The organism is uncultured Streptococcus sp. (genome assembly GCF_905372115.1).
Taxonomy (GTDB): domain Bacteria; phylum Bacillota; class Bacilli; order Lactobacillales; family Streptococcaceae; genus Streptococcus.
On sequence record NZ_CAJPNR010000021.1, the window covers coordinates 22,119 to 33,144 of the forward strand.

Genomic DNA, 11,026 nt, shown 5'->3' on the forward strand with positions numbered 1-11,026 from the left:
TAACCTTTATTATTTCATTCAACTATGTTACAATGTTACTATAAATAAAATAGAAGAGGTGTGTGAATATGTCACGTAAACCATTTATTGCTGGTAACTGGAAAATGAACAAAAATCCTGAAGAAGCAAAGGCTTTTGTAGAAGCGGTTGCTGCTAAGCTACCTTCTTCAGATTTAGTAGAAGCTGGTATCGCTGCTCCAGCACTTGATTTGACAACTATTTTGGCAGCAGCTAAAGGAAGCAATCTTAAGGTTGCAGCGCAAAATGCTTACTTTGAAGATGCAGGTGCCTTCACTGGTGAAAACAGCCCTAAAGTTCTTGCAGAAGTCGGAGTTGACTACATCGTTATCGGTCACTCAGAACGCCGCGATTATTTCCATGAAACAGACCAAGACATCAACAAAAAAGCGCACGCTATCTTTCGTAATGGTCTGGTACCAATCATCTGCTGTGGTGAGTCGCTTGAAACTTACGAAGCTGGCAAAGCTGTAGATTTCGTTGGTGCCCAAGTATCAGCTGCTTTGAAAGACTTGACAGCAGAACAGGTTGCATCATTGGTTATCGCTTATGAGCCAATCTGGGCTATCGGTACTGGTAAGTCAGCAACTCAAGACGACGCTCAAAAGATGTGTAAAGCAGTTCGTGACGTTGTAGCAGCTGACTTTGGTCAAGAAGTAGCGGACAAGGTTCGTGTTCAGTACGGTGGTTCTGTAAAACCTGAAAATGTTGCGTCTTACATGGCTTGTCCAGATGTTGACGGTGCTCTTGTTGGTGGTGCATCACTTGAAGCTGAAAGCTTCTTGGCATTGCTTGATTTTGTAAAATAAAAAAATGTTGAAAAAAGACTTGTCCTCCCAAAGGTGACAAGTTTTTTAAAAGTTGGAGAGAAAAGTTGAAATCGAAAGAATTAGTTTATTTAGCGAGTACGGCTATTTTGTTGGCAGCGACTGCCAATGTTGCAAAAGCCGAGGAACATACGATCGCTGAGTCAGAAATTTTAAAAACTGAAAGGTCTGTTAGTTCCCAGAATCAAACAGTCAATGCGGCTGCATCACAAGTGTCTAATCAGCCGACTGTAGCAGTATCATCTGCAGAACAGTCAGTTCAAGCAGTTAAGCAAGAGGAGCAAGTAACGAATGCTGGAGGAGCAGCTCAATCAGATCCTGTAGAAACTCAGGTAGCTTCTGCTAAGCCAGAAGGGCAAACTCAGTCAGATGCAAATGCTTCTAATCAGAATGAAATTGCAGCTAAACAGTCAGCAAAAGCAAGCTCTTCTGTTGCTGATTCTGTTACTGCTTCAGAGCCCAAGGCTAGTCCTGCAGTAGCATCAGCACCAAAAGCTAGTAATGCTGGAAAAACTGTATTTTATAATGCTGGGTCAAAGGCTCAGGCAGCCCGCGGGAATTCCCAAGCGGAGATTAAAGGTACTTCCTTTGTAGATGTCAGCAGCCACAATGGCCATATCAGTGTAGACGACTACCATAAATTAGCCCAGCAAGGGGTTGGCGGTGTCGTTGTCAAACTAACTGAAGGAACCCATTACACCAATCCATTTGCTGAGTCTCAAGTGAGAAATGCGCAGGGTGCTGGTTTACAAGTATCGACCTATGCCTTCTCGCACTATACCAGCGATGAAGAAGCGAGAGCCGAAGCTCGTTATTATGCTGCCTTTGCTAATAGACTAGGCTTGCCTAAAAATACAGTTATGGTCAATGACATGGAAGATCCTAAAATGCAAAATAGGATTAACCAGCATACCCAGGCTTGGGCGGATGAGATGCGCAGACTGGATTATTCTAACCTAATGTATTATACTAGCGCCAGCTGGCTGGATCAAAATAATCTTCGCAGCAAGGGACCGGTTAATACATCGCAATTTGGCTATAGCAACTTCTGGGTGGCCCAGTATCCGTCTTCTAATTTAAATCTTGATGGAGCTAAATCTCTCAAATACAACAGTGGCGCTGGAGCATGGCAGTTTACAGCTCAGGCTCAGCTGTTAGCTGGCAAGCATGTATTTGACCATAGCGTTGATTACACTGGGAGATTTACCCAGCAGTCTGCTCTTGCTAAGCAGCCTTTAAAGGGTAACATCAGTATTCAGAATAAGAATAATGTCAACGGTAGCTTTGATGTTGTGATTTCAAACGTTTCTGCTCCTTATGGAGTGTCTGTCGTTAGTGTTCCAGTGTGGTCTGAAGCTAATGGTCAAGATGATATTATCTGGTACACAGCTACTCAGCAGGCCAATGGTACCTATAAAGTTTCTGTTGATTCTAGCAGACATAAGGATTCAGTTGGCAAGTACAATGTCCATCTCTACTATGTCCGCAACGACGGTCAATTAGTCGGTGTTGGCGGTACTACAACCAATGTATCTATCATCAAGCCACAGGGCAAAATCAGCATCCAGAATCGTAACAGCGAAACTGGTGATTTCGATATTGTGGTTTCAGGTATCTCATCTCCGGGCGGTCTCAAGACTGTTTCTCTGCCGACTTGGTCAGAGGCCAACGGCCAAGATGATATCAAATGGTATACTGCTGAACGTCAGGCTGACGGCACCTATCGTAAGCGGGTGCGCATAAGCGATCACAATAATGTGCAGGGCGAGTACAATGTCCATCTCTACTATGTTCAAAATGACGGCCGCTTGGTTGGTGTAAGCGGCACTAAAACGACCGTTTCTCTTGGCAAACCTAAGGGTACCATCAGTATTCAAAATCGAAACAAAGAAACTGGCGATTTTGATATCGTGGTTTCTGGTATTTCATCTCCGGGCGGTCTGAAAAGCGTTTCTCTTCCGACTTGGTCTACTGTGAATGGTCAAGATGATGTTAAATGGTACAACGCTGAGCGTCAAGCTGATGGCACCTATCGTAAGCGTGTCCGTCTGAGCGATCACAAAAATGTTGAGGGTGAGTACAATGTGCATCTCTATTATGTGCAAAATGATGGCAGCTTGGTAGGTGTAAGTGGCACTAAAACGACTATTTCTATAGAAAAACCAAAAGTTCAAGGCAAAATCAGCATTCAGAATCGCAATAGCGAAACTGGTGATTTTGATATTGTAGTTTCAGATATCGTATCGCCAGGCGGTCTTAAAAATGTTTCCTTGCCAACCTGGTCAGAGGCCAATGGCCAAGATGACATCAAGTGGTACGATGCTGAGCGTCAAGCTGATGGCACCTATCGTAAGCGTGTCCGTCTGAGTGATCACAATAATGTTGAGGGCGAATATAATGTGCACCTTTACTATGTGCAGAATGATGGCAGCTTGGTTGGTGTGAGCGGCACTAAAACGACTATTTCCATTGAGAAACCAAAAGCGCAAGGCAAAATCAGTATCCAAAATCGCAACAGCGAAACCGGCGATTTTGATATTGTGGTTTCAGATATTGTATCTCCAGGCAGTCTCAAGACTGTTTCTCTGCCAACTTGGTCAGAGGCCAACGGTCAGGATGATATCAAGTGGTACAACGCGGAACGTCAGCCGGATGGTACCTATCGTAAGCGAGTTCGTGCGAGCGACCATAACAACGTTCAGGGCGAATATAATGTACATCTCTACTATGTGCAAAATGATGGCAGGCTGGTAGGAGCAGGTGGCATCAAGACCAACGTTTCTATCAGTAAGCCGCAAGGTAAAATCAGTATTCAAAATAAGAACAACGATACTGGAGAGTTTGACATTTTAGTATCAGGTATTGTGGCACCAGAAGGTCTCAAGACAGTTTACCTGCCGACTTGGTCAGAGGCCAACGGACAAGATGATGTCCAATGGTACACGGCTGATCGTCAGGCTGACGGTACTTATCGTAAGCATGTTTACGCACGTGACCATAAGAATAATGCAGGCGAGTATAATGTTCACTTGTATTACTTAAATAATCAAAATCAGCTACAGGGAGCAGGCGGAGAAAAGACCTCTATCTCTGTGAACCGTCCTCAGTCAGCTAGTCAGCGAGACCGCGTTCTTGCGGCGGCAGCTGCTATGGTAGGTGTCAGGGGAGGCAGTGCTGAGCATCAACGCTTGGTCAACGATTATAACAGTGTCAGACCTCTGCCGGTTGGCTATGCTGTAAAAAACACAGATGACTGGTGCGACATTTTCACGACGGTTATTTTCCAAAGAGAGGGCTTGAGCGATCTTATTGGCCGCGAGTGTGGTGTAGAGCGCCATATTCATATTTTCCAAAGACTAGGTATCTGGAATGAAGATGGCAATTCGACTCCTAGCGCAGGCGATATCATCACTTTTAACTGGGATAAAGATACCCAGCAAAATGATGGCTGGGCTGATCATATCGGTATTGTCGAAAAAGTCGAAAATGGCATTATTCACACGATTGAAGGCAACAGCAATAACATAGTTAAACGCAATACTTACCGAATCGGTCATGGAAATATCCGTGGTTTTGCGACACCTCGTTATAGATAAACACACAAAAAACCAAGGGAAACCTTGGTTTTTTAACGTCTTAGAATTTTCTTTATGAGCTGAAGCAGCTTAAACTTGAGAGGGTTAGGGTAGTAGCGGAAAGTTCCCATTTTTCGAACGATGAAGCCGTTGAAGTTCTGTTTGAAGCGCAGAACACCGTCAGAACCGTCGAAAATTCCCATAATGCCGAGGAAATTGTAAAATGGAATGCCTCTCTTGATGCTTTCGGTCATAACGTATTCCTGCAGCAGGGCAGGGGCGTAGAATTTATTAAACTCAGGATAGGAGCCGCTGAAGAGGTAGGTCGCTTCCTGAGGAGTGTAGATAAAGAGGCTGGCAGCCAGGATCTGGTCTTGGTCGCCGTACTTATCAATCAGTTCTTGGGCTTCAGCTTTGCGGGTTTCAAAGCTGTCAAACTGGTTGGAAAGCTCTCGCAGCTGGTTTTGCTTCTTTTCAGATTGAGGATTTTTTTCCAAGTCCGCCTGCAGTTTCTGAATTTTTGAGCCTAGTTTTTCTTGGTCTTTTTGTAAGTTCTGAAGGTATTCCTGAAAATTGAGACTGGCTGCCATAAAGTCTGCCTGCTGTCCAAAGCTATCATAAAAATCTTGATAGTAGTCTAGTGGCTTATCATCATATTCCCGCCGGTCAGAAGTAGCAGCTGTGATGTCTTTGAAAACGCTAAGTTGGTCACGTTCCAGTCTTTTTAGCTTGATACCAAAGGTATTAGCCTTTTTGACCGTCGCCTTACCGTTTTTACTGAAGGATTTGAGCAGGTCTTTCTCCGTCATACCAGCTAAGTCTTTGACATAATGCCAATCAGGCTCCCCGCCTGGATAGCCCGTCTGTAAGCCGTCAAAGTCAAAGCCCAAATCAGTCAGTTGCTGGATAAGCTGGCCTTTTTCATCAGATGTGGGCTGGCCATTGCTGTCAAAGGTCTGATACGTCTCATAGGGCTTGATGATCAGCTCCAGAGCGCCTTCTTTTTTAGCATAGGCCTGCAAAGCTTGATAGAAGGGGGTCAGGTACTGAGCATCAGTAGAGACAGGACCGCAGTTGATTTCCATATGGAGGCCGCCAGTCATAGGCATACTGTAGAGGACAGCAGACACCACTACCTGTCCCTGCGGGTCAGTGTAGCCGATATACTGGGTACTGAAGCCACGCTTGTTCAGCAGCTCTGCCATTTCCACGGTCTGCATAAAAGAGCGTTGGGAGCTAGCTGAGGTATGCTGGATGAATTCTTCTTGGCTGAGAAGTTTAAAGGTCATAGGCTTCCTTTCTGTTAATGCTTGCTGCGCAGTTTCTTTCTGATAGTGTAGGCCAGATTGGAGAGGTGGTAGAGGGGATTAGTTGGCAGGTTGAACTCACCAGCGAATTCCTCAATAGTTGGATTGAACTTGGATTTAAAGCTGTAGAGACCGCCCTTGAGGTCGTTTTCGATTCCGCCCATATTTTGCCAATCAGCTCCACGCTCAAAAGCATGTTTGGCTGTTTCGTACCAAGTGATGATAGCTGGTTGGTAACGACGGTACTCCTCGTCCATTCCGGCATAGATATTTTCAGAAGTCTTGCCGTATTCTAAGACCAGTGTGCCAGACAGGGGAACGACAGCAGCACCTTGGCTGATTTTGTCCTGCAGAAAGTCAATCTCTTCTTGGAGGCGTTTCTGTTCTTGCTGGTTATTCTCAATCTTGCCAGGCTTGGTTTTCTCGGTAAATTTCTCTGCTTCCTTGACTGTCTTGGTCAGCTGAGCCTGCAAGTCTTCCAATCGTGCCTTTAGATCAATGCTGGACAAGGTGATGTAGGAGTGCTCAGGATAAGTATCCAAGAGTTTTTGATAATAGTCTTTGCCGCGTAGGTGGATGTTTTTTCTGTTTTCTGTCTTCTTCATCAGGGCTGAAAAGTCATCCAGTAATTCTGCTCCGCCAATTTGGATTTGGATGCCTTTGTTTCGGGCTGTACGAATAGCCTGGCGAGTACTCTTAGAAAGCAGCTCCTCGCTGAAATCTTCTTTATGAATATTGGCCTGCAAGCGAGGCTGGATGGTTTCGTCCAGAGACTCCGTCCGTCCGACCCAGACAGCTCCAGCTTGCTGCAGATCTTGAATCAGCTCAACAGTCTCGGTATTGTCTTGCAATTCGCCACCCATCTTGCTTTTTGCCAGAAAGAGACTAGGATCAAACTTGACAAAGAGCGCTTTTTTCTCCTTGGCAAATTTCTTGAGCGACGCCAAAACAAAGGTTAGCAGCTCCTTGTCACTATAGTCCATGATGGGACCGCGCGGGATATAAAGCATGGTCATTCCCAAGGGAAGTGGTTTAATCAGGACACTGGCTGCAGCAAGCAAGCGGTCGTCTTTATAGAAGCCCAAGCGCTCATTGGCCCAGTTATCCTTAATCTGAGCCCAGGCTGAGCTCTGCAGAAGATTGGCCTGTGGATGAGCCGTGACAAAATCGTCGTGTTCCTGAGCTGAAATTCCAATTTTGTAACTAAACATTATTTTAAAACCCACTCTCTAATGGCGTGTGCTACGCCGGATTCGTCGTTCGATTTGGTGATATATTTGGCGATTTTCTTGAGTTCTTCCTTACCGTTTTCCATGACAACAGGAGAGCCAACGGCTTCCAGCATAGCGCGGTCGTTTTCTTCATCACCGATAGCCATGGTCTGCTCCTTGCTTAAGCCCAGTTTTTCGGCCAGATGAAGGATAGCAGCCCCTTTATTAACAGTCTTTTTGACAATTTCCAGATAGAAAGGAGCTGATTTAACCAGTGTATATTTTTCAGCTAATTCCGGTGGTAGCTTAGCAATGGCCGCATCCAGAATTTCCGGCTCATCAATATACATGCACTTGACGATTTCTTTATTGGCCATTTCTTCAGGTGTGCGGTAGAAGATAGGCATGCTGACCAGATTGGACTCGTAAACAGTGTACTTACCGATGTTGCGATTGGCTGTATAAATGCCGTCCTTGGTGATGGCATGCATGTGGACACCTAATTTTCGCCCAAGCAGTTCGATATCCAGATAGTCATCGTAGGTCAGTGTTTCTTTGATTAATTCTTGACCTGTAACAGTATCTTGCACCAGTCCGCCGTTGAAGGTAACGACATAGTTGTCTGGCTGATTAAGCTCTAGGTCCTCGAGAAGCTTTTGAACACCCGCAATAGGACGGCCGGTTGCAATGACGATTTTAACGCCAGCAGCCTTGGCATCCTGAACAGCGCTGAAGACTTCAGGAGTGATTTCTTTTTGGTTATTTAAAAGGGTACCGTCAATGTCAACGGCAACTAATTTGATAGACATATTATTCTCCGTAGGTAAATTGGTCGTTTTTGATATAGTGCATAAAGGTCTGGTTTTTTTCGCTGAAAAGTCCGGTCTCTGCCAGCATTTCCTTAGGGAAGTAGAAACGATTATCGCCCTGTCTGGTCCCAGCTAGCGAATGAACGATAGGTGACAGGCTGGACAGTTCTGCTAAGCTGCCATCTTTTTGCAGGATTTCAATCTGGGTCCGAGGTTTTTCAACATCGGGCCGGTAGAAATCATAAGGCAAATCGAAGTTACGATGGATAGCAGTATAGTAATCCGGGTCGAAGCCAACCTGTCCGACAAGATCCCGCATGACATCCAAATGCTTTTCATTTTCCTGAGAGAAGACGATGGATTTAAAGACCTTACGGTTGATGAAACGCTGAGCCAAGTCTGATAAAATCTTGTCCGGACTAGTCATCCAAACTTGGAAATAGGTATTCATAACCCCGTCGTCCAGGGCCAGATAATCCTGCAGGGTCACTCTGTTTTCAAAGAATGGAATGAGATTGGGCGATGACAGCGCAAAATAATCCTTCTGAGCCGGATAGAGAAACTTGGCTCGCTTGAGCAGATTTTGCAGCAGAACTTCCATAGCACGGCTAGCTGGGTGGAAATAGACCTGCATGTACATCTGGTAGCGGCTGACTACATAGTCCTCCACCGCATGCATGCCATTGCGCTTGAAGGCGATGCCGTTTTCTACAGGACAAATCACTCGTAAAATTCTGGTTAAGTCAAATTGTCCATAGGAAGCACCAGTAAAAAAGGAATCTCGCAAGAGATAATCCATCCGGTCCACATCAATCTGGCTGGAAATCAGCTGGACCACCTGCTTATTGGGATAAGTATGGTTGATGACGCTAGCTACCTTTTCTGGGAAATCTGGTGAAACCTGCACCAGTACCTGATGAATCTCTGTTTCAGGACTGGTGATGATTTGCCGCGTTATGTCCTCGTGATTAGTATCAAAGAGGCGCTCGAAGGTGTGTGAATAAGCTCCGTGCCCCAAGTCATGCAGGAGAGCAGCTGTCATGGTCAGCAGACTTTCATGGCTGTCCCAGTTGGCTTGGTATTTTTCATTGAAAATCTTGGTGATGCGCCGAGCAATCTCGTAAGCTCCCAGACAATGCGAAAAACGGCTGTGCTCCCCGCCGTGGAAAGTATAGCCGGAGGTACCCAGCTGTTTGATGCGGCGCAGCCGTTGAAATTCTTTGGTATTGATTAAATCATAAATGACCTGATGGTCCACATGAACGTAATTGTGGACCGGGTCCCGAAATACTTTTTCAATCATGCTACCATTATACCACAAATCATAGTAGGAAAAAAATCAAAGCTGCGACTGAAAGAAGAGCAATTTTGTTCTTTTTTTGATAGAATAGGGAAAGAAAAACAGAAACGAGATGAAGATGCAAATCAGAATAAAAAATCACATCCAGCTGGACGGGCATACCGAGCTAATTAATCAGGTCTACGATACGGACTGGACGCAAAAAGGAGACTATCATTATCTGCTATACAAGAATGAAGAAGGAGAGAAAGTAGTTCTGAAGTTTCATGATAAAGAGTTGGTTATGACCCGCTTTTCTGAGCCTAAGTCCATCATGCGCTTCATCAGTCAAGGGCAGGCGCTGGTTGGCATCCATACACCTGTGGGCTTGCAGCAGTTTGTGACCGATACTCCCTTCTATAAGGTTGATTTTACTAATCAAGTTCTGCAACTTCATTATCAGCTAAAAACTGTTGATGGGGAGCAGATTTTTGCCAGCTATGAAATGGAGATTAGCTGGGGTTAACTGCTATCCTCTGAGAAAACTCTTGAAAATCATAATGTTTACCCTTGCAAAAGCTTGAAAATTTGGTATAATAGTTTCTAACTCAAGGGAGTAGCTAACGGAATAACCGTTACAAGGTCGTCAATACGAAAGAAATTTCCGGCCTTGTATGAAATAGCGAGACTTGTTAATAAACAGGTCTCTTTTTTGTTTCTGACTTTTTGGATATGACTGATGCGGCTCGAGATGATGAGTCCTAGTGGTCAGAAAAGTTCAGAAATAAAAGAGGCCAAGAGGAGGAATACATTGTCAAAAGAACAAAAGCGCCAAGCTTTTTACACCCAGAGTCCTGAGGAAATTTTCAAAACTTTGGACGCTTCAGAGCAAGGTTTATCCAGTCAAGAAGCAGCCAAGCGTTTAGCTGATTATGGCCGCAATGAACTGGAGGAAGGAGAGAAAAAATCTCTCTTGATGAAGTTTTTGGAGCAGTTTAAGGATTTGATGATTATCATCTTGTTGGTAGCAGCGGTCTTGTCTGTTGTCACATCAGGTGGTGAAGATATCGCTGATGCTTTAATCATCTTAGCTGTAGTAATCATCAATGCCATCTTTGGTGTCTATCAGGAAGGAAAGGCTGAAGAAGCGATTGCAGCTCTCAAATCTATGTCCAGCCCAGCTGCGCGTGTCCTGCGTGATGGCCATGTCACAGAAGTGGATTCTAAGGAGTTGGTGCCTGGCGATATCGTTAGACTGGAAGCCGGTGATGTTGTCCCAGCAGATATGCGGCTTTTGGAAGCTAATTCACTGAAAATCGAAGAAGCGGCTCTGACAGGTGAGTCTGTTCCGGTTGAGAAAGATTTGACTGTTGAGGTGGCTGCAGATGCTGGTATTGGCGACCGGGTCAATATGGCCTTCCAAAACTCAAATGTGACCTATGGTCGAGGGGTTGGATTGGTTGTTAATACAGGGATGTATACGGAAGTCGGGCATATCGCAGGTATGTTGCAGGATGCGGATGAAACAGACACACCGCTCAAGCAAAATCTTAATAGTCTGTCTAAGGTTCTGACCTATGCTATCTTGGTGATTGCTGCAGTGACCTTTGTAGTCGGTGTCTTCATTCAAGGGAAAAATCCACTGGATGAGCTGATGACCTCTGTAGCCTTGGCAGTTGCGGCTATTCCAGAAGGTCTGCCTGCTATCGTTACTATCGTGCTGGCTTTGGGAACTCAGGTTTTGGCTAAGCGGAATTCAATTGTCCGTAAGCTTCCAGCTGTTGAAACTTTGGGTTCTACTGAGATTATCGCTTCAGATAAGACCGGTACCCTGACCATGAACAAGATGACGGTCGAAAAAGTTTTTTACGACGGAGTCCTGAATGAAGCTGGACAAGATATTGAACTTGGCTTGGAGCTACCTCTCTTACGTTCGGTTGTCTTAGCCAATGATACCAAGATTGACCAAGAAGGTAAGCTAATTGGTGACCCAACAGAAA

General features: G+C 45.0%; 8 protein-coding genes. 4 read left to right on the forward strand and 4 right to left on the reverse strand.

All coding sequences use genetic code 11. The features are described 5' to 3' along the window. The first annotated feature begins 68 nt into the window (after window positions 1-68). Together tpiA and QZ169_RS07065 are read left to right on the forward strand one after the other, a co-directional pair. On the forward strand, window positions 69-827 hold the full coding sequence (gene tpiA, locus QZ169_RS07060) for a triose-phosphate isomerase (protein ID WP_295505725.1): 759 nt from the start codon (window positions 69-71) through the stop codon (window positions 825-827). Window positions 828-892: 65 nt separating this feature from the next. Beyond that, window positions 893-4,441 (forward strand): GBS Bsp-like repeat-containing protein, encoded by a 3,549-nt coding sequence (locus QZ169_RS07065; protein WP_295505727.1) that lies wholly within the window; start codon window positions 893-895, stop codon window positions 4,439-4,441. 32 nt (window positions 4,442-4,473) lie between these two features. On the opposite strand, the gene QZ169_RS07070 is transcribed toward QZ169_RS07065, so the two are convergent. From QZ169_RS07070 to QZ169_RS07085, 4 genes are read right to left on the reverse strand one after another with little or no spacing between them, the layout of a single operon-like run. Further along, window positions 4,474-5,709: an aminoacyltransferase gene (locus tag QZ169_RS07070; protein ID WP_295505729.1), complete on the reverse strand. Its 1,236-nt coding sequence runs from the start codon at window positions 5,707-5,709 to the stop codon at window positions 4,474-4,476. A 14-nt stretch (window positions 5,710-5,723) separates the two neighbouring features. After that, window positions 5,724-6,938, reverse strand: coding sequence for an aminoacyltransferase (locus tag QZ169_RS07075; protein WP_295505731.1), 1,215 nt, complete (start codon window positions 6,936-6,938; stop codon window positions 5,724-5,726). Then, complete coding sequence (gene yidA / locus QZ169_RS07080; protein ID WP_295505734.1) at window positions 6,938-7,747, reverse strand: sugar-phosphatase; 810 nt, start codon at window positions 7,745-7,747, stop codon at window positions 6,938-6,940. The genes QZ169_RS07075 and yidA overlap by 1 nt, the downstream gene beginning before the upstream one ends. A 1-nt stretch (window position 7,748) precedes the next feature. Then, complete coding sequence (locus QZ169_RS07085) at window positions 7,749-9,050, reverse strand: HD domain-containing protein (protein ID WP_295505738.1); 1,302 nt, start codon at window positions 9,048-9,050, stop codon at window positions 7,749-7,751. Between the two features lie 115 nt (window positions 9,051-9,165). On the opposite strand from QZ169_RS07085, the gene QZ169_RS07090 reads away from it, so the two are divergent. Both QZ169_RS07090 and QZ169_RS07095 read left to right on the forward strand, forming a co-directional pair. Next, window positions 9,166-9,552: a DUF1934 domain-containing protein gene (locus QZ169_RS07090; protein ID WP_295505741.1), complete on the forward strand. Its 387-nt coding sequence runs from the start codon at window positions 9,166-9,168 to the stop codon at window positions 9,550-9,552. Window positions 9,553-9,837: 285 nt separating this feature from the next. Then, window positions 9,838-11,026, forward strand: a 1,189-nt coding sequence (locus QZ169_RS07095) for an HAD-IC family P-type ATPase (RefSeq protein ID WP_295505743.1), incomplete at its 3' end; no start/stop codon positions are given.